The organism is Citrobacter sp. Marseille-Q3906 (assembly GCF_916618775.1).
Lineage (GTDB): Bacteria > Pseudomonadota > Gammaproteobacteria > Enterobacterales > Enterobacteriaceae > Citrobacter > Citrobacter murliniae.
Map to the genome: position 1 here is coordinate 1,944,770 of NZ_CAKAKA010000002.1, position 19,487 is coordinate 1,964,256.

Genomic DNA, 19,487 nt, shown 5'->3' on the forward strand with positions numbered 1-19,487 from the left:
GCACAACAGATCTTACTGCTTCGCGCCTTCTACGGCTTCGCGAGCCAGTTTAGTGATGCGATCGTAATCACCCGCCTCCAGCGCGTCTGCCGGAACCAGCCAGGATCCACCGATGCACAGTACGCTTTTCAGCGCCAGGTAGTCACGGTAATTCGCCGGGGAGATACCACCGGTCGGGCAGAAACGTACCTGGGAGAACGGACCTGCAATCGCCTGCAACGCTTTAGTACCGCCGTTAGCTTCTGCCGGGAAGAATTTAAACTCTTTCAAACCATAGTCCATACCCAGCATCAGTTCAGAAACGGTGCTGATACCTGGGATCAACGGAATAGTTCCTTCAGTTGCGGCTTTCAACAGGGGCTCGGTCAGACCTGGGCTAATCGCAAACTGCGCGCCCGCTTCCGTTACTTCCGCCAGTTGCTGTGGATTCAGAACGGTACCTGCGCCGACAATCGCGTCCGGGACTTCTTTAGCAATCGCGCGAATGGCATCCATCGCACATGGGGTACGTAAGGTCACTTCCAGAACGCGCACGCCCCCTGCAACCAACGCTTTCGCCATCGGCACCGCGTGTTCCAGTTTATTTACCACGATAACCGGTACTACCGGGCCAGTGGTCAGGATTGCTTCTGCACTTGTCTTCCAGTTTTTCATCAGAGTTTTCTCTCGCCTGATTACAAAATTTGTCGTTTAAAAAGTGATACAGGTTGCGCCCTGCTCCGCACCGGACAGCTTTTCGCGCAACGCGCTGAACATCTCACGGCCTGTTCCCACACGCGAAGCGCTGAGGTCAGGAATATGGGGCTGACGAGAGGCAAGTTCCTCTTCATCCACCAGCAGCGTCAATTCACCTGTCTGTCCATTCACACGAATGATGTCGCCATCACGCACTTTAGCCAGCAGCCCGCCATCATAGGCTTCCGGGGTTACATGGATTGCTGAAGGCACTTTACCTGAAGCACCTGAAAGTCGTCCATCGGTAACTAACGCGATTTTGAAACAACGGTCCAATAATACACCAAGTGGCGGCATGAGTTTATGTAATTCTGGCATTCCATTCGCTTTTGGTCCCTGATGGCGCACAACCACCACGCAATCGCGGTCCAGCAAGCCAGCATCGAAAGCAGGTAACACATCATGCTGACTTTCAAAGACAATAGCCGGAGCCTCAATGACCTGGTTCTCTACCGGCACGGCTGATGTCTTCATCACCGCACGTCCCAGGTTACCACTCAGCACTTTAGTACCGCCGTGATGCGAGAACGGCTTATCGAAAGTCGCGATCACATTGCTGTCGAGAGACTTCGTGGCACCTTCACGCCAGTCCAGCTCACCGTTGTTAAGCCATGGCTCAAGGGTGTAGCGAGATAAACCAAACCCGGCTACGGTGTTAACATCTTCGTGCAGCAGACCTGCATTAAGCAGTTCACGCATTAATACCGGTACACCACCTGCAGCCTGGAAGTGGTTGATATCCGCCGGACCATTCGGGTACAAGCGTGCCATCAGCGGCACGATATCGGACAGATCGGAGAAGTCATCCCAGTTGATCAAAATTCCGGCCGCGCGCGCCATCGCTACCAGATGCATCGTATGGTTGGTAGACCCCCCTGTCGCCAGCAGCGCTACGATCCCGTTGACCACCACTTTTTCATCGATCATTTTGCCGATCGGCATCCATTCGTTGCCATTTCCGGTCAGGCGCGTTACCTGACGAGCAGCAGCGGCTGTCAGCGCTTCACGTAACGGAGCATCCGGATGTACGAAAGAGGAGCCTGGCAGTTGCATCCCCATAAACTCAACGACCATCTGGTTGGTATTAGCGGTGCCGTAGAACGTACAGGTTCCTGGTGCGTGATAAGACGCAGCCTCGGATTCAAGCAGAGCCATACGGTCCACTTTTCCTTCTGCATACAGCTGACGAATACGCACTTTTTCTTTGTTCGCCAGACCGCTCGCCATCGGACCTGATGGGATAAAGACAGAAGGCAGATGACCAAAGGACAACGCCGCCATCGCCAGGCCCGGGACAATTTTATCGCACACGCCGAGGAACAATGCGCCGTCGAACATATTATGAGATAAACCCACCGCCGCAGACATCGCAATCACTTCGCGGCTTAGCAGTGAAAGCTCCATCCCATCCTGCCCCTGGGTCACGCCATCACACATAGCAGGCACACCACCGGCAACCTGCCCTACCGCATTGGCTTCATGCAGTGCTTTGCGAATGATAGCCGGATAATGTTCATACGGCTGATGCGCGGAAAGCATGTCGTTATAGGAGGTAATGATCGCGATATTGTTACGCAACATGCTTTTCAGCGATGCTTTGTCGTCAGGCTGACAGGCAGCAAAACCGTGCGCCAGATTTCCGCATGCCAACTGTGAACGGTGAACAGTTGTCGTTTTAGCCTGTTCGATGCGCGAGAGGTAGGCGGAACGTGTCTCACGAGAACGTTCGATGATACGTTGTGTTACGCGTAACAAATTCGGATTCATAGAGGCTCCTAAAATTTATCTGTCAGAGCGGTCGGATTAACAATGCGTTTCAAGATAGTTAAATTATGCTGAATCGCTTACTAGCCGTAGCTCAGGGGCAAAATCGTTTCAGGCAGTGTAATAAAAAAAGCCTCGCGGGTGAATCCACGCGAGGCTTAAAAGTGCAAAAATTATTCTACAATCTGTGTTAGATCATGTTACCGGTAAAATAACACCTAATGATTAGGTGATATTTTATTCGAATTCATTCCAGGAACGACCGTCACGAGTGATCATCGCCACGGAGGCAACCGGTCCCCAGGTCCCCGCCTGGTATGGCTTCGGCGCGTCGTTATCCATCGCCCAGGCTTCGGTGATGGAGTCGACCCACTTCCACGCTTCTTCTACCTCATCACGGCGTACAAACAGCGCCTGAATACCACGCATGGTTTCCAGCAGCAAACGTTCGTAAGCATCGGCCAGATGCGTTTGATTGAAGGTTTCGGAGTAACTCAGATCCAGCTTGGTGATCTGCAGATTATGCTTGTGGTCCAGGCCCGGTACTTTGTTAAGCACCTGAATATCGACACCCTCATCAGGCTGCAAACGGATTGTCAGTTTGTTCTGCGGCAGATCCTGCCAGGATTCTTTAAACAGATTCAGCTCAGGCGTTTTGAAGTAGACAACAACTTCAGAGCATTTCGTCGGCAGGCGCTTACCGGTACGCAGGTAGAATGGAACACCCGCCCAGCGCCAGTTGTCGATATCCACGCGGATAGCAACAAAGGTTTCCGTATTGCTGCTCTTGTTCGCGCCTTCTTCTTCCAGATACCCCGGAACTTTTTTACCCTGAGCAAATCCGGTGGTGTACTGGCCACGAACCGTTTTTTCACGTACGTTCGAGCGATCGATACGGCGCAGTGATTTCAGTACCTTCACTTTTTCGTCACGGATGCTGTCAGCGCTCAGGTCGGACGGCGGCGACATCGCGATCATGCACAGGATCTGCAACAGGTGGTTCTGGATCATATCGCGCATTTGACCGGCCTGGTCAAAATAACCCCAACGACCTTCAATACCCACCTCTTCCGCCACGGTAATTTCTACGTGATCGATAGTGCGGTTATCCCAGTTGTTCACAAACAGGGAGTTGGCAAAACGCAGGGCCAACAGGTTCAGTACCGTCTCTTTGCCGAGATAGTGGTCGATACGGTAAACCTGGCACTCTTCGAAATACTCGCCCACCTGGTCGTTGATTTCGCGGGAGGTCGCCAGCGACGTCCCCAACGGTTTTTCCATTACCACACGAGCAGGTTTAGCGTTCAGTTTTGCTTCGCCCAAACCTTTGCAGATTGCGCCAAAGGTGCTTGGCGGCATAGCAAAATAGTTAATAGTGGTACGTGCTTTCTGATCCAGCATCTCGCCCAGACGGTTAAATGCCGCGGTATCATTAACGTCCAGATTACAAAACTCCAGGCGACCACTGAGGGTGTCCCACAAACCTTCATCAATCTTTTCTTTCATGAAGGTTTCGAGCGCTTCGCGTACAACCTTGGTATAGGCTGCTTTGTCCCAGTCGGCACGTCCTACCCCTATAATGCGGGTATCCGGGCTAATCTGACCGGCCTTTTCCAGTTGATACAGGGAAGGCAGCAATTTCCGTCGCGCAAGATCGCCCTTCGCACCGAAAATGACCAGGTCACATGCCTGGGCTGTTTGCGTTACCGCCATGTCATTCTCCTCAGTTAAGTGCCTGGTGCTTTTGCCAGACACTGGTTGTAATTTTATTACAGTGCACTGTACTGCTTTTACGTGATTCAGTGAACCGTAAACGCTTATCCAGCCGTGCTGTTACCGTAAACAACGGCTTTGTTGGCGTTTACCGCAGCAAAATGGATAAAAAAGTCGCTTTTTTTCGTAGCCATAAAGAACCAGGAAAACCCGACTCCGATCATGTAATGAAAAAAAACAACAACTTTTCTGTCCATTTTGCCCCGTTCCTTCCTTAGCAGGGGTACTATCTACCAAAATTATCTCTCGATTTCCTGTATCGTTGAAATCGTTTTTGCCCATGACCCATGAGTCCACCTACATCATGAATATGCTGGAAAAAATCCAGTTAAAACTGGAACATCTGAGCAAGTCAGAACGTAAAGTCGCCGACGTTATTCTTACTTCACCCGACCAGGCAATTCATTCAAGCATTGCCACGCTGGCCCTGGAAGCCAATGTCAGCGAACCGACCGTCAATCGATTCTGTCGCAGTATGGACACGCGTGGTTTTCCTGATTTTAAACTGCATCTGGCGCAAAGTCTGGCAAATGGTACCCCTTATGTTAATCGCAATGTGGACGAGGATGACAGCGTAGAATCCTACACGGGGAAAATCTTCGAATCGGCGATGGCTAGCCTGGATCATGTTCGTCAGTCGCTGGATAACTCGGCGGTAAATCGTGCAGTCGATCTATTAACCCAGGCGAAAAAAATTGCCTTTTTTGGGCTGGGTTCATCAGCAGCCGTGGCGCACGACGCCATGAATAAATTCTTCCGTTTTAACGTTCCAGTTATTTATTCAGACGACATAGTTCTGCAACGCATGAGTTGTATGAATTGTAGCGATGATGATGTCATTGTGCTCATTTCCCATACCGGAAGAACAAAGAGCCTGGTGGAGCTGGCTCAGCTGGCACGGGAAAACGATGCGATGGTAATCGCATTGACTTCTCCCGGAACGCCTCTGGCGCGAGAAGCTACGTTAGCTATTACCCTCGACGTACCGGAAGATACTGACATTTATATGCCCATGGTCTCTCGACTTGCTCAACTGACCGTGATAGATGTGCTGGCTACGGGATTTACTTTGCGCCGAGGGGCAAAATTTAGAGATAACTTGAAGCGTGTCAAGGAAGCGCTCAAGGAATCGCGTTTTGATAAAGAATTACTCATCAAGGGTAATGACCGCTAAAAGCAATAACAATGTTCTACCCTTTTATCATCCGGGTCGTTCATTTTTACCGTTAATTTTTGAGAACGGCCGGATCAATGTTCACGCAACACCTAGTTGTTTCAGTCAACGGAGTATTACATGTCCAGAAGGCTTCGCAGAACCAAAATCGTTACCACGTTAGGCCCGGCAACTGACCGCGATAACAACCTTGAAAAAATTATCGCTGCGGGTGCGAACGTCGTACGTATGAACTTTTCACACGGCTCTCCAGAAGATCACAAAATGCGTGCGGATAAGGTCCGTGAAATAGCCGCAAAACTGGGACGCCATGTAGCCATTTTGGGTGACCTGCAGGGGCCTAAAATCCGCGTATCCACCTTTAAAGAAGGTAAAGTATTTCTCAATGTTGGCGACAAGTTCCTGTTAGACGCCAACCTGGGTAAAGGTGAAGGCGACAAAGAAAAAGTTGGTATTGATTATAAAGGACTGCCAGCCGACGTCGTGCCAGGCGATATCCTGCTGCTGGACGATGGTCGCGTACAGCTAAAAGTACTGGAAGTTCAGGGCATGAAAGTCTTTACCGAAGTCACCGTCGGCGGCCCGCTCTCCAACAACAAAGGCATCAACAAACTGGGTGGTGGCCTCTCTGCTGAAGCGCTGACCGACAAAGACAAGGCCGACATTATTACTGCCGCACAGATAAGCGTCGACTATCTGGCGGTCTCCTTCCCACGCTGTGGCGAAGATCTTAACTATGCCCGCCGTCTGGCGCGCGATGCAGGTTGTGATGCGAAGATTGTCGCAAAAGTAGAACGTGCAGAAGCTGTCTGTGACCAGAATGCGATGGATGACATCATCCTTGCGTCTGACGTGGTCATGGTTGCTCGTGGTGATCTGGGCGTTGAGATTGGCGACCCGGAACTGGTGGGTATTCAGAAAGCGTTGATTCGTCGTGCTCGTCAGTTGAACCGTGCGGTCATTACCGCTACGCAGATGATGGAGTCGATGATCACCAACCCGATGCCAACCCGTGCGGAAGTCATGGACGTAGCTAACGCCGTGCTGGATGGCACCGACGCCGTGATGCTTTCGGCAGAAACAGCCGCAGGCCAGTACCCGGCTGAAACCGTCGCGGCAATGGCGCGCGTATGTCTGGGTGCTGAAAAAATCCCAAGTATTAATGTCTCTAAACACCGCCTCGACGTACAGTTTGATAACGTTGAAGAAGCGATTGCCATGTCCGCAATGTATGCCGCTAACCACCTGAAAGGGGTGACCGCTATTATCGCCATGACGGAATCAGGACGTACTGCGCTGATGACTTCGCGTATCAGTTCCGGTCTGCCGATTTTCGCCATGTCCCGTCATGAGCGTACGCTGAACCTGACATCTCTGTACCGTGGCGTCACGCCGGTTCATTTTGACAGCGAAACTGACGGCGTAGTTGCGGCCAGTGAGGCAGTTAACCTGCTGCGCGACAAAGGCTATCTGGTCTCCGGTGACCTGGTTATTGTGACGCAAGGCGATGTCATGAGCACCATTGGCTCCACTAACACCACGCGTATTCTGACCGTAGAATAGTGACGCGGTTGTATGTAAAAAAGCCTCTCTGACGAGAGGCTTTTTTTTACTTTTTAGGGTAGAGATCTTTGCGTTTGTACGGCTCAATTTCGCCAGGTTTACGGGTCTTAAGCAACTTTAAAATCCAGGTATACTGTTCGAGGTGCGGAGCGACAAAAATCTCCACCTCTTCATTCATCCGTCTGGCAATGGTGTTGTCATCCGCCGTCAGAATGTCGTCCATGGGCGGACGTACCTGAATCGTCAGACGGTGCGTTTTGCCGTTATACACCGGGAAAAGCGGCACTACGCGAGCATGACATACCTTCATCAGGCGGCCAATCGCCGGCAATGTTGCTTTATAGGTGGCAAAGAAATCCACAAACTCGCTATGCTCGGGACCATGATCCTGATCCGGCAAATAGTATCCCCAGTATCCCTGACGAACCGACTGAATAAAGGGTTTGATACCATCATTACGCGCATGTAAACGACCGCCGAAACGACGGCGTACTGTGTTCCAGACATAATCAAATACCGGGTTTCCCTGGTTGTGGAACATCGCGGCCATTTTCTGCCCCTGAGACGCCATCAGCATCGCCGGGATGTCCACGCCCCAACCGTGAGGAACGAGAAAAATCACCTTCTCGTTGTTCTGGCGCATCTCATCAATGATATCCAGACCTTGCCAGTCTACCCGATGTTGAATTTTCTCCGGACCACGCAGCGCCAGCTCTGCCATCATGACCATCGCCTGAGGTGCGGTCGCAAACATCTCATCGACAATGGCTTCGCGCTCGGCTTCACTACGTTCAGGAAAGCAGAGAGATAAATTGATTAACGCTCTGCGGCGGGAGCTTTTCCCCAGACGACCAACAAGACGCCCCAGCTTCGCCAGAAGAGGATCGCGAAACGACGCAGGTGTTAATGCAATCCCGGCTATCGCCGCCACTCCCAGCCAGGCGCCCCAGTAGCGCGGATGACGAAATGATTTATGAAACTCCGGAATGTACTCAATATTCTTTTTTTTCGTTTCCATGCTCTTCCAGTATCTGGTGCCGCGAAAAGTAAATCTGCTGATAGTGTAGCGGCGCAGTGTGTCCCGTACAAAATAAAAAAAGCCGGCACGCATTGCGTACCGGCTCCATCAGTATGTTTATTAATCGAAGCGCAGTTGAGGCAGAACCTCTTTCACCTGTGCCAGGTAATCGGTACGATCCGAGCCGGTCAACCCTTCCGTACGCGGCAGTTTTGCCGTCAGCGGATTCACGGCCTGCTGGTTAACCCATACTTCGTAGTGCAGATGTGGACCGGTTGAACGTCCGGTGTTGCCTGAAAGCGCAATACGGTCGCCACGTTTCACTTTCTGCCCCGGCTTAACCAACAGCTTACGCAGGTGCATATAGCGGGTGGTATAGGTACGGCCATGACGGATAGCTACATAGTAACCAGCAGCACCACTGCGTTTCGCGACAACCACTTCACCATCACCCACCGACAGTACCGGCGTCCCCTGCGGCATCGCAAAATCGACACCTTTATGCGGTGCAACGCGTCCGGTTACAGGATTCAGGCGGCGCGGGTTAAAGTTCGATGAGATACGGAATTGCTTCGCCGTAGGGAAGCGCATAAAACCTTTCGCAAGCCCCGTACCATTACGGTCATAGAATTTACCGTCTTCAGCGCGGATCGCGTAATAATCTTTGCCTTCAGAGCGTAAGCGTACGCCCAGCAACTGACTTTGTTCACGCTTCCCGTCCAGCATTTCGCGAGACATCAGAACCGAGAACTCATCGCCTTTTTTCAGTTTACGGAAGTCCATCTGCCACTGCATGGCCTTGATCACCGCACTGATTTCAGAACTGGTCAATCCGGCATCTCTTGCGCTGGCGACAAAACTCCCGCCCACGGTTCCTTTGATACGGCTGTTAACCCAGTCGCCCTGCTGCATTTCGCTGCTCATTTTGAAACCCGTCGCGGTGCGATCGTAAGTGCGGGTTTCACGACGAGAAACTTCCCAGGTCAAGCGCTGTAAATCACCTTCCGAACTCAGTGTCCAGGAAAGCTGCTGACCAATTTTCAGGTTTCGCAACTCTTTATCCGCAGCGGCAAGCTGGCTGATATCACCCATATCAATGCCATACTGATTCAGAATGCTGCTCAGCGTATCACCGGTAGAAACAACATATTCATGAACGCCAACCTCGCCAGAGGTTTTATCATCCAGCTCATCCTGTGGAATTGCTTCATCTTCCTGAGCGGCCTGATCGATAGGTTCGCTGGCCTCGGGCAACAGAGAACGGATCTCGCTTTTTTCCAGCTCGATGGTTTTAACAATTGGTGCAGATTCGGGGTGGTAAACATAAGGCCGCCAGACGGCGACGGCCAGTGTAAGAACGGTAAGCGACCCCAGCATAACGCGATGGGGTCGGGGCAGATTATTAAATGCCAGAGCGACAGAGCGGGCTATCTGTTGCACGTATTCACTTCCTCATTAATCTCCTTTCAGGCAGCTCGCATACTGGTTGGCTAATTGGTTCAGAAACGCTGAATAGCTTGTTTTACCCAGTTTGATATTTGTTCCGAGGGGATCCAACGTTCCCATTCGAACGGACGTCCCTCTCGCAACGGCTTCAACGACCGCTGGCCTGAACTGTGGCTCAGCAAAAACGCAGGTTGCTTTTTGCTCAACCAACTGTGTTCTTATTTCATGTAAACGCTGCGCACCAGGCTGAATCTCAGGGTTCACGGTAAAGTGACCAAGCGGTGTTAGTCCGTAGTGTTTTTCGTAGTAGCCGTAAGCATCATGAAAAACGAAATAACCTTTACCCTTGAGCGGCGCGAGCTCGTTACCTACCTGCTTATCGGTTGCGGCTAATTGTGCCTCAAAATCCTTCAGGTTGGCGTCAAGTTTGGCTCGACTTTGCGGCATAAGTTCCACTAATTTTTCATGGATTGCAACCGCTGAAGCCCGCGCTATCTCTGGGGAGAGCCAAAGATGCATGTTGTAATCACCATGATGGTGATGTTCGTCACTTTTTTCACCATGTGCATCACCGTGCCCATGATCGTCATCGTCATCGTCAGCCCCTTTCATGAGCAACGGTTTCACGTCGGAGAGCTGCGCAATCGTTACCTGTTTTCCATTAGGAATATTCTTGACGGATTTTTCCATAAACGCTTCCATTTCTGGGCCAATCCAGACAACTAAGTCCGCGCCCTGTAAGCGTTTTACGTCTGATGGACGTAATGAATAATCATGTTCGGATGCGCCATCAGGCAGGAGAACCTGGGTGTCTGTTACCCCATCAGCAATCGCTGAAGCGATGAAACCTAGTGGCTTGAGAGAGGCCACCACAGCGGCATTTGCAGCCTGTGTTGCACTACCCCAAAGAGCAGCGGATAATGCTGCGAAAAGAAGCGTATTTTTATGTAACATAATGCGACCAATCATCGTAATGAATGTGAGAAATGTGATATTATAACATTCTATAACTTCTGCAAGACTAAAATTGATATGACGACTTTGGTTTCACTGGAAAATGTCTCGGTCTCTTATGGTCAACGCCGCGTCCTTTCTGACGTATCGCTTGAGCTTCGACCCGGTAAAATTTTAACGCTCCTCGGCCCGAATGGCGCCGGGAAGTCTACGCTGGTGCGCGTTGTCCTGGGGCTGGTAGCGGCTGATGAAGGAGTTATCACGCGCAACGGACAGTTGCGAATTGGCTATGTGCCACAAAAACTATACCTCGACACCACGCTGCCACTAACGGTAAGCCGTTTTCTACGCTTACGTCCAGACACGCAAAAAGCAGATATTCTTCCTGCTCTCAAACGCGTTCAGGCCGGACACCTGATGAATGCGCCAATGCAAAAGCTGTCTGGCGGAGAAACACAGCGTGTTCTGCTGGCCCGCGCATTGCTAAACAAACCCCAGTTACTGGTGCTTGATGAGCCGACTCAAGGAGTCGATGTGAATGGTCAGGTCGCTTTGTACGACCTTATTGATCAACTGCGACGTGAACTGGACTGTGCCGTACTGATGGTTTCTCATGACCTGCATCTGGTGATGGCAAAAACAGATGAAGTACTGTGTCTGAACCATCACATTTGCTGCTCCGGCACGCCGGAAGTGGTTTCTATGCATCCGGAATTCATCTCTATGTTCGGGCAGCGCGGCGCCGAACAACTCGGAATATACCGCCACAACCATAATCATCGCCACGATTTACAGGGTCGTATCGTATTACGTCGGGGAAATGGTCACTCATGATTGAATTGTTATTGCCCGGTTGGTTAGCCGGGATCATGCTGGCCTGCGCTGCCGGCCCGCTCGGCTCGTTTGTTGTCTGGCGTCGTATGTCCTATTTTGGCGATACACTGGCGCATGCCTCACTGCTGGGTGTCGCCTTTGGCCTGCTGCTGGATGTTAATCCTTTCTATGCCGTCATTGCTGTCACGCTAATGCTGGCCGCTGGCCTGGTGTGGCTGGAGAAACGCCCTCACCTCGCGATCGATACTTTACTCGGCATTATGGCGCACAGTGCGTTGTCACTGGGTCTGGTTGTCGTTAGCCTGATGTCCAATATTCGCGTGGATCTGATGGCTTATCTGTTCGGTGATTTGCTGGCTGTTACGCCGGAGGATTTGATCTCCATTGCCATTGGCGTTGTGATTGTTCTGGCAATACTTTTTTGGCAGTGGCGCAACTTACTGTCGATGACCATCAGCCCGGACCTCGCATTTGTCGATGGCGTGAAGCTGCAGCGCGTTAAATTGCTGCTGATGCTGGTGACAGCGTTAACTATTGGTGTCGCGATGAAGTTCGTTGGGGCTCTGATTATTACCTCACTGCTGATAATCCCGGCAGCAACCGCACGTCGTTTCGCTCGTACGCCAGAGCAGATGGCAGGCGTTGCTGTTGGAGTGGGAATAATAGCGGTTACAGGCGGGTTAACGTTCTCAGCCTTCTATGATACGCCAGCAGGGCCTTCAGTAGTGCTGTGCGCTGCGCTGCTGTTTATCTTCAGTATGATGAAGAAGCAGGCTAGCTGAGTGCGCTGCATTAGCGAATAGTGATGCTGATGTATCTTATCCGGCCTACAGAATTGTAGGTCGGATAAACGCATAACGCTGACTCAGGGCATTGCAGGCGGTGTAATACCGAAATGGTTCCACGCGCGAACCGTCGCCATGCGTCCTCGCGGCGTACGTTGCAGGAACCCTTGTTGAATCAAATACGGTTCCAGCACGTCCTCAATGGTTTCGCGTTCTTCCCCAATCGCAGCGGCCAGGTTATCCAGCCCCACTGGTCCACCAAAGAATTTATCGATCACTGCCAGCAACAGTTTGCGGTCCATGTAGTCGAACCCTTCGACGTCAACATTGAGCATATCCAGCGCCTGGGCAGCAATATCCGCCGAGATTGTTCCGTCATGCTTCACTTCGGCAAAATCTCGTACGCGACGTAGCAAGCGGTTGGCTATACGCGGGGTGCCACGTGCACGACGAGCCACTTCCAGCGCCCCTTCGTCACTCATTTCCAGCCCCATGTAACGTGCGCTACGTCCGACAATGTGCTGAAGGTCCGCAACCTGATAGAACTCCAGTCGCTGCACAATACCAAAACGATCGCGCAATGGGGACGTTAACGACCCGGCACGGGTTGTCGCGCCGATCAACGTAAACGGTGGCAAATCAATCTTAATAGAGCGCGCAGCCGGCCCTTCGCCAATCATGATATCCAGCTGATAATCTTCCATCGCCGGATACAGAACCTCTTCCACAACGGGCGATAAGCGATGAATTTCATCGATAAACAGGACATCGTGAGGTTCAAGGTTGGTGAGCATTGCTGCCAAATCGCCTGCTTTTTCCAGTACCGGGCCGGAAGTGGTACGCAGGTTTACCCCCATTTCATTGGCAACGATATTGGCAAGTGTCGTTTTTCCGAGACCGGGAGGCCCAAAGATCAGCAGGTGATCGAGGGCATCGCCGCGCAGTTTCGCTGCCTGGATAAAGATTTCCATTTGCGAGCGGACCTGAGGCTGGCCGATATACTCCTCCAGCAATTTGGGGCGGATCGCGCGATCCACCAGGTCTTCAGGCGTGGTGCTGGCAGCCGAAATCAGGCGATCTGCTTCAATCATCCTTTACCTCACAATGCAGCGCGGAGCGCTTCACGAATCAGGGTTTCACTGCTGGCATCAGGGCGGGCAATTTTGCTCACCATGCGACTGGCTTCCTGTGGTTTATAGCCTAACGCCACGAGCGCAGCAACCGCTTCCTGCTCAGCGTCATCCGTTTCCGGACCGGCAGGTGACGTCAGCACCAGATCGGCTGCCGGCGTGAAGAGATCGCCATGCAGCCCCTTAAAGCGGTCCTTCATCTCGACAATCAGGCGTTCAGCGGTTTTCTTACCAATACCCGGTAGTTTGACCAGCGCGCCTAGCTCTTCACGTTCAACGGCATTAACGAACTGCTGCGCAGACATACCCGAGAGAATAGCCAGTGCCAGCTTGGGTCCAACGCCGTTGGTTTTTATTAACTCTTTAAACAGTGTACGTTCCTGTTTGTTATTAAAGCCGTACAGCAACTGTGCGTCTTCACGTACGACAAAATGCGTGAAAACAATGGCTTCTTTTCCTGACTCCGGCAGCTCATAGAAGCAGGTCATCGGCATGTGGACTTCATAGCCTACACCGCCTACTTCTAACAGTACCAGCGGGGGTTGTTTTTCGAGAATGATGCCTCTGAGTCTGCCAATCACGTGACGCTCCTGCGTTAAGGGCTAAAAGGTAATGCGCTATCATAAAAAAAGGCTGGATAGATATCCAGCCTCATTTATCACTAACGTAATCGACCACGCGCTAAATTCAGCCGGGTATCGCTCATTTGCATGGCGTTCTGGCTGACGTGGCAGTGGGTGATGGCAATAGCCAGCGCATCCGCAGCATCTGCCTGGGGGTTTGCCGGGAGTTTAAGTAACGTGCGCACCATGTGCTGTACCTGACTTTTCTCCGCACTGCCTATCCCTACGACGGTTTGTTTCACCTGCCGCGCAGCATATTCAAACACCGGAAGGTCCTGGTTTACAGCAGCAACAATCGCTACTCCGCGCGCTTGCCCGAGCTTGAGCGCCGAGTCAGCGTTTTTCGCCATAAAGACCTGCTCTATGGCGAAATAATCTGGCTGAAACTGGGTGATTATTTCCGAAACGCCCGCATAAATCAGCTTCAGGCGAGACGGCAGATCGTCAACTTTAGTGCGAATACACCCACTACCGAGATAGGTTAGCTGTCTGCCAACCTGACGGATTACGCCATAACCGGTGATGCGCGATCCCGGGTCAATGCCGAGAATAATAGACATCACGCATCTCCTGTTAGTTTATGGCTTAACCACATCATTCTAACGTAGCGGCAACCTCATCAGAGATCTCACCGTTATGATAAACTTCCTGAACGTCGTCGCAGTCTTCCAGCATATCGATCAGACGCATCAGTTTCGGCGCAGTTTCTGCATCCATATCCGCTTTGGTTGACGGGATCATCGTCACTTCAGCGCTGTCTGCTTTCAGACCTGCAGCTTCCAGTGCATCACGCACTTTACCCATCTCTTCCCACGCGGTGTAAACGTCAATTGCACCGTCGTCGAAGGTTACAACGTCTTCAGCACCCGCTTCCAACGCCGCTTCCATGATGGTGTCTTCGTCGCCCTGCTCGAAGGAAATCACGCCTTTTTTGCTGAACAGGTAAGCAACGGAACCGTCGGTGCCCAGGTTGCCACCGGTTTTGGTGAACGCATGGCGCACTTCCGCAACGGTACGGTTACGGTTATCAGACAGGCATTCAATCATGACCGCAGTGCCGCCAGGACCATAACCTTCATAGATGATGGTTTCCATGTTCGCATCATCATCACCGCCGACGCCACGCGCGATTGCACGGTTCAGGGTGTCACGCGTCATGTTGTTAGCCAGTGCTTTATCAACCGCTGCGCGCAGACGCGGGTTCGCATCCGGATCGCCGCCGCCAAGTTTGGCCGCCGTCACCAGCTCACGAATGATCTTGGTGAAGATTTTGCCACGCTTAGCATCCTGCGCTGCTTTACGATGTCTGGTGTTGGCCCATTTACTATGACCTGCCATAAATAATATCTCCAAAAAGCGTGCCTTCTCAGGCGACGTTAATTACAAATTCTTCAATCGCCTGCCGGTTACTCCACGACTTGGTTAACTGTGCAGCCTCTGCTGCATCAACCCAACGATAGGTCAGATGTTCGGTGAACAAGATCTCTCGTTCAGAGGGAAGTGCCAGGCAAAACCAGGATTCCGTATTTCGTTCGATTCCCGGTGCGTAGCGATGACGTAAATGACTAAAAATCTCGAACTCCACCGTGCGCTGGCAGTCAATTAAGGTCAGTTGCTCGCAGGCAACATCAATGGTGACCTCTTCCTTTACTTCGCGCATGGCGGCTTGCGACGCGGTTTCACCTTCTTCAAGGCTGCCGGTGACCGACTGCCAGAAATCAGGATCGTCGCGTCGCTGTAACATCAGCACTCTCCCGGTGTCCTTTGCATAAATCACGACTAACACCGAGACAGGCTGTTTGTACTTCATATCAGTTATTCTCTGCCTTCTTCACAACCTGGATGCTCAGTTCCGCCAGCGCAGCTTCGTTGGCAAAACTTGGCGCTTCGGTCATCAGACACGCGGCAGCCGTCGTTTTCGGGAAGGCAATAACGTCACGAATGTTGTCGGTACCGGTCAACAGCATGGTCAGACGATCCAGACCAAATGCCAGACCCGCATGCGGCGGAGTACCGTATTTCAGCGCATCCAGCAGGAAGCCGAACTTCTCGCGCTGTTCTTGCTCATTAATACCCAGAATACCGAATACAGTCTGCTGCATGTCACCGTTGTGGATACGTACAGAACCGCCACCCACTTCATAACCGTTGATAACCATATCGTAAGCGTTGGCAACCGCATCTTCCGGCGCAGCTTTCAGCTCTGCGGCAGTCATATCTTTCGGTGCGGTAAACGGATGGTGCATCGCGGTCAGACCGCCTTCGCCGTCGTCTTCGAACATTGGGAAATCGATGACCCACAGCGGCGCCCATTTGGATTCATCTGTCAGGTTCAGGTCTTTACCCAGTTTCAGACGCAGTGCGCCCAGGGCATCAGCAACCACCTTCTTGTTGTCGGCACCAAAGAAAATCATATCGCCGTCTTGTGCGCCGGTACGTTCCAGAATCGCTTCTACGATTGAAGCATTCAGGAACTTAGCCACCGGACTGTTGATCCCTTCCAGACCTTTCGCACGCTCGGTGACTTTGATGTAAGCCAGACCTTTAGCGCCGTAGATCTTAATGAAGTTACCGTAGTCGTCGATCTGCTTACGACTCAGAGCGGCACCGCCAGGTACGCGCAGGGCAGCTACGCGGCCTTTCGGATCGTTAGCCGGGCCAGAGAACACAGCAAATTCGACAGATTTCAGCAGGTCAGCAACGTCGACCAGTTCCATCGGGTTACGCAGATCCGGCTTATCGGAACCGTAACGACGCTCAGCTTCGGCAAAGGTCATGATCGGGAAATCGCCCAGGTCCACACCTTTTACTTCCAGCCACAAATTACGCACCAGAGCTTCCATCACTTCACGCACCTGTGGTGCAGTCATGAAGGAAGTCTCAACATCGATCTGGGTAAATTCAGGCTGACGGTCAGCACGTAAATCTTCGTCACGGAAGCATTTGACGATCTGGTAGTAACGGTCGAAGCCGGACATCATCAGCAGCTGTTTAAACAACTGAGGAGACTGCGGCAGCGCGTAGAATTTACCTTTATGCACACGTGAAGGCACCAGATAGTCGCGCGCGCCTTCCGGTGTAGCTTTGGTCAACATCGGGGTTTCGATGTCGAGGAAGCCATGGTCATCCATAAAGCGACGCACCAGGCTGGTAATTTTAGCGCGAGTCTTCAGACGCTGCGCCATTTCCGGGCGACGCAGATCCAGATAGCGATACTTCAGACGCGCTTCTTCAGTATTTACATGGTTAGAGTCGAGCGGCAGTGAATCTGAACGGTTAATGATGGTCAGATCGGACGCCAGAACTTCAATTTCGCCGGTCGCCATATCGGCGTTGACGTTTTTCGCATCACGCGCACGTACAGTGCCCGTAACCTGAATGCAGAACTCATTACGCAGTTCGGAGGCCAGCTTTAACGCGTCCGCACGGTCCGGATCGAAAAACACCTGCACGATACCTTCGCGGTCGCGCATATCGATAAAGATCAGGCTACCAAGATCACGACGACGGTTGACCCAACCACACAGAGTCACCTGCTGCCCCTCGTGGGACAGGCGTAGCTGTCCGCAATATTCTGTACGCATGAGATATCCCTTAACTTTGCCGCAGGCGGATTGTCACCTGCTTTGCAGATGACGAAGTCGCAGCTTTAGCTGAATGTCACAACTGAATGAAAAAAGGCGGCTATTATACTGGAAATTCTGCCGCACGATAAGTCCGGTACTGACTGTACGCGTGTTTCCTACGCGGGTATTGCGTAATCTCACAAAAAATAACAAAAATTGTCGCCCCTTTCACACAGAATCGCGATTAAGGTGTAACGGAATTCTTTTTTTACTGGAGTCACCATGCTGGAACTGAACCCTAAAACTACCGCCCTTGTCGCAATTGACCTACAGGAAGGGATTTTGCCCTTTGCCGGAGGTCCTCACACAGCTAACGACGTTGTGGCCCGCGCGGCAAGCCTAGCGGAAAAATTTCGTGCTCACGGTTCGCCAGTAGTGTGGGTTCGCGTCGGCTGGTCTGATAATTATGCCGAAGCGTTGAAACAGCCGGTTGATGCACAGATCCCGGCAAAAGCATTACCCGACAACTGGTGGGATTACCCGCACGCTCTGGGCAAATGTGCCAGCGATCTGGAAGTTACCAAACGCCAGTGGGGAGCATTCTACGGCACTGACCTTGAGCTACAATTGCGCCGTCGCGGCATCGACACCATCGTCCTGTGCGGCATCTCCACCAATATCGGCGTCGAGTCAACGGCTCGCAACGCCTGGGAACTGGGTTTCAGCCTTATCATTGCGGAAGACGCCTGTAGCGCCGCCAGTGCCGATCAACATCAGGGCAGCATGACGCATATTTTCCCGCGTATTGCTCGCGTGCGCAGCGTTAACGAGATCCTGCAAGCGCTATGATCTATATCGGCTTACCGCAGTGGTCGCACCCGAAATGGGTGCGCCTGGGTATCACCAGTCTGGAAGAGTATGCCCGCCACTTTAACTGTGTGGAAGGCAATACTACTCTGTACGCGCTGCCGAAAGTCGATATCGTTTCTCGCTGGCATGCTCAAACCACAGACGCATTTCGGTTCTGCTTTAAGTTTCCAGCCACAATTTCGCATCAGGCCGCGCTGCGTAACTGCGACGATTTAGTGCAGGAATTTTTAACGCGGATGTCCCCGCTGGAAGCACGGATTGGGCAATACTGGCTACAGTTACCCGCGACTTTTGGCCCGAGTGACATCAATGCTCTGTGGCATTTTCTCGATACGCTTCCCGCAACCTTTACCTACGGCGTTGAAGTGCGTCATCCCGCGTTTTTTGCCAAAGGCGAGGAAGAAAAACAACTTAATCGCGGTCTGCATGAGCGTGGGGTCAATCGGGTCGTTTTAGATAGCCGCCCGGTACACGCGGCAATCCCTCATACTGAAGCCATACGCGATGCGCAACGTAAGAAGCCGAAGGTGCCGGTTCATGCCGTAGTGACAGCAAACAATCCGATGGTACGGTTTATCGGTAGCGATGATATGGCGCAAAATCAGCAATTTTTTGCCGTCTGGCTGGCAAAGCTATCGCTCTGGCGGCAGACCTCAACGCCATATCTGTTCTTGCATACGCCCGACATCGCACAAGCGCCACAACTGGTGGATACGCTATGGAGCGATCTGCGCACCGTGCTGCCAGAGATCGGATCAGCGCCATCTATTCCACAGCAATCTTCTCTTTTCTGAAAATGCCACCTATCATAGACAGTGCCATCAGCCATTTTAAAGGGAGTTTGTATGGTAAGCGCGCTTTATGCCGTATTAGGTGCGTTATTGTTGATAAAGTTCTCCTTTGACGTCGTTCGCCTGCGTATGCAGTATCGCGTTGCCTATGGCGACGGCGGCTTTAGTGAACTGCAAAGTGCTATCCGCATTCATGGTAATGCAGTGGAATATATTCCTGTCGCATTAGTGCTGCTGTTATTTATGGAAATGAACGGCGCAGAAACGTGGATGGTGCATATTTGCGGGCTTATTTTGATTGCCGGTCGACTGATGCATTATTACGGATTCCACCACCGCCTGTTTCGCTGGCGTCGTTCTGGCATGAGCGCCACCTGGTGTTCACTGTTGCTAATGGTGCTGGCGAATCTTTGGTATATGCCCTGGGAGTTGGTTTTCTCCCTGCATTAGCGCACAATACG

19 protein-coding genes are annotated in these 19,487 nt (G+C 51.9%); 7 read left to right on the plus strand and 12 right to left on the minus strand.

The window, feature by feature from the left end; translation table 11 throughout:
* Window positions 1–12: 12 nt before the first annotated feature.
* The 3 genes from kdgA to zwf form a co-directional block, all read right to left on the minus strand.
* Window positions 13–654 (minus strand): bifunctional 4-hydroxy-2-oxoglutarate aldolase/2-dehydro-3-deoxy-phosphogluconate aldolase, encoded by a 642-nt coding sequence (kdgA, locus tag LG384_RS13545; RefSeq protein WP_225761078.1) that lies wholly within the window; start codon window positions 652–654, stop codon window positions 13–15.
* A gap of 36 nt (window positions 655–690) precedes the next feature.
* Complete coding sequence (gene edd, locus LG384_RS13550) at window positions 691–2,502, minus strand: phosphogluconate dehydratase (protein WP_045444097.1); 1,812 nt, start codon at window positions 2,500–2,502, stop codon at window positions 691–693.
* Between the two features lie 234 nt (window positions 2,503–2,736).
* On the minus strand, window positions 2,737–4,212 hold the full coding sequence (gene zwf / locus LG384_RS13555; RefSeq protein WP_045444100.1) for a glucose-6-phosphate dehydrogenase: 1,476 nt from the start codon (window positions 4,210–4,212) through the stop codon (window positions 2,737–2,739).
* 364 nt (window positions 4,213–4,576) lie between these two features.
* On the opposite strand from zwf, the gene LG384_RS13560 reads away from it, so the two are divergent.
* On the plus strand, window positions 4,577–5,446 hold the full coding sequence (locus tag LG384_RS13560; protein ID WP_045444103.1) for a MurR/RpiR family transcriptional regulator: 870 nt from the start codon (window positions 4,577–4,579) through the stop codon (window positions 5,444–5,446).
* A 120-nt stretch (window positions 5,447–5,566) separates the two neighbouring features.
* Entirely contained in the window at window positions 5,567–7,009 is a 1,443-nt protein-coding gene (gene pyk, locus LG384_RS13565) for a pyruvate kinase (protein WP_045444106.1), read from the plus strand.
* A gap of 46 nt (window positions 7,010–7,055) precedes the next feature.
* On the opposite strand, the gene lpxM is transcribed toward pyk, so the two are convergent.
* The 3 genes from lpxM to znuA form a co-directional block, all read right to left on the minus strand.
* Complete coding sequence (gene lpxM / locus LG384_RS13570; protein ID WP_225761079.1) at window positions 7,056–8,027, minus strand: lauroyl-Kdo(2)-lipid IV(A) myristoyltransferase; 972 nt, start codon at window positions 8,025–8,027, stop codon at window positions 7,056–7,058.
* A 120-nt stretch (window positions 8,028–8,147) separates the two neighbouring features.
* The gene (mepM, locus tag LG384_RS13575; protein WP_071828974.1) at window positions 8,148–9,467 is read right to left on the minus strand and encodes a murein DD-endopeptidase MepM; all 1,320 of its coding nucleotides are present in this window, start codon (window positions 9,465–9,467) and stop codon (window positions 8,148–8,150) included.
* A gap of 15 nt (window positions 9,468–9,482) precedes the next feature.
* Window positions 9,483–10,427 carry a zinc ABC transporter substrate-binding protein ZnuA gene (znuA, locus tag LG384_RS13580; protein ID WP_045449673.1) on the minus strand — a complete coding sequence of 315 codons (945 nt, stop codon included), beginning with the start codon at window positions 10,425–10,427 and terminating at the stop codon, window positions 9,483–9,485.
* Between the two features lie 78 nt (window positions 10,428–10,505).
* Between znuA and znuC the strand changes: the two genes are divergently transcribed.
* Complete coding sequence (gene znuC / locus LG384_RS13585) at window positions 10,506–11,261, plus strand: zinc ABC transporter ATP-binding protein ZnuC (RefSeq protein WP_045444112.1); 756 nt, start codon at window positions 10,506–10,508, stop codon at window positions 11,259–11,261.
* Window positions 11,258–12,043, plus strand: coding sequence for a zinc ABC transporter permease subunit ZnuB (gene znuB, locus LG384_RS13590; protein WP_048221298.1), 786 nt, complete (start codon window positions 11,258–11,260; stop codon window positions 12,041–12,043). The genes znuC and znuB overlap by 4 nt, the downstream gene beginning before the upstream one ends.
* 83 nt (window positions 12,044–12,126) lie before the next feature.
* Here the strand turns inward: znuB and ruvB are convergent, their stop codons facing one another.
* The 6 genes from ruvB to aspS form a co-directional block, all read right to left on the minus strand.
* On the minus strand, window positions 12,127–13,137 hold the full coding sequence (ruvB, locus tag LG384_RS13595) for a Holliday junction branch migration DNA helicase RuvB (protein ID WP_225761080.1): 1,011 nt from the start codon (window positions 13,135–13,137) through the stop codon (window positions 12,127–12,129).
* A gap of 8 nt (window positions 13,138–13,145) precedes the next feature.
* On the minus strand, window positions 13,146–13,757 hold the full coding sequence (gene ruvA, locus LG384_RS13600) for a Holliday junction branch migration protein RuvA (RefSeq protein ID WP_045444121.1): 612 nt from the start codon (window positions 13,755–13,757) through the stop codon (window positions 13,146–13,148).
* Between the two features lie 80 nt (window positions 13,758–13,837).
* On the minus strand, window positions 13,838–14,359 hold the full coding sequence (gene ruvC / locus LG384_RS13605; protein ID WP_045444124.1) for a crossover junction endodeoxyribonuclease RuvC: 522 nt from the start codon (window positions 14,357–14,359) through the stop codon (window positions 13,838–13,840).
* A gap of 34 nt (window positions 14,360–14,393) precedes the next feature.
* A complete protein-coding gene (locus tag LG384_RS13610; protein ID WP_045444127.1) occupies window positions 14,394–15,137 on the minus strand; it encodes a YebC/PmpR family DNA-binding transcriptional regulator in 744 nt (247 codons plus the stop codon).
* 28 nt (window positions 15,138–15,165) lie between these two features.
* Window positions 15,166–15,609, minus strand: coding sequence for a dihydroneopterin triphosphate diphosphatase (gene nudB, locus LG384_RS13615; protein WP_225761081.1), 444 nt, complete (start codon window positions 15,607–15,609; stop codon window positions 15,166–15,168).
* A 1-nt stretch (window position 15,610) separates the two neighbouring features.
* A complete protein-coding gene (aspS, locus tag LG384_RS13620; RefSeq protein ID WP_045444133.1) occupies window positions 15,611–17,383 on the minus strand; it encodes an aspartate--tRNA ligase in 1,773 nt (590 codons plus the stop codon).
* Window positions 17,384–17,647: 264 nt separating this feature from the next.
* Here aspS and LG384_RS13625 point away from each other — a divergent pair, with 264 nt between their 5' ends.
* The 3 genes from LG384_RS13625 to LG384_RS13635 are packed head-to-tail and all read left to right on the plus strand — an operon-like array spanning window position 17,648 to window position 19,476.
* On the plus strand, window positions 17,648–18,214 hold the full coding sequence (locus LG384_RS13625) for a hydrolase (RefSeq protein ID WP_048221296.1): 567 nt from the start codon (window positions 17,648–17,650) through the stop codon (window positions 18,212–18,214).
* On the plus strand, window positions 18,211–19,029 hold the full coding sequence (locus LG384_RS13630; RefSeq protein ID WP_225761082.1) for a DUF72 domain-containing protein: 819 nt from the start codon (window positions 18,211–18,213) through the stop codon (window positions 19,027–19,029). Before LG384_RS13625 ends, LG384_RS13630 begins: the two co-directional genes overlap by 4 nt.
* A 51-nt stretch (window positions 19,030–19,080) precedes the next feature.
* Complete coding sequence (locus LG384_RS13635) at window positions 19,081–19,476, plus strand: MAPEG family protein (RefSeq protein ID WP_016153418.1); 396 nt, start codon at window positions 19,081–19,083, stop codon at window positions 19,474–19,476.
* The last annotated feature ends 11 nt before the right edge of the window (window positions 19,477–19,487 follow it).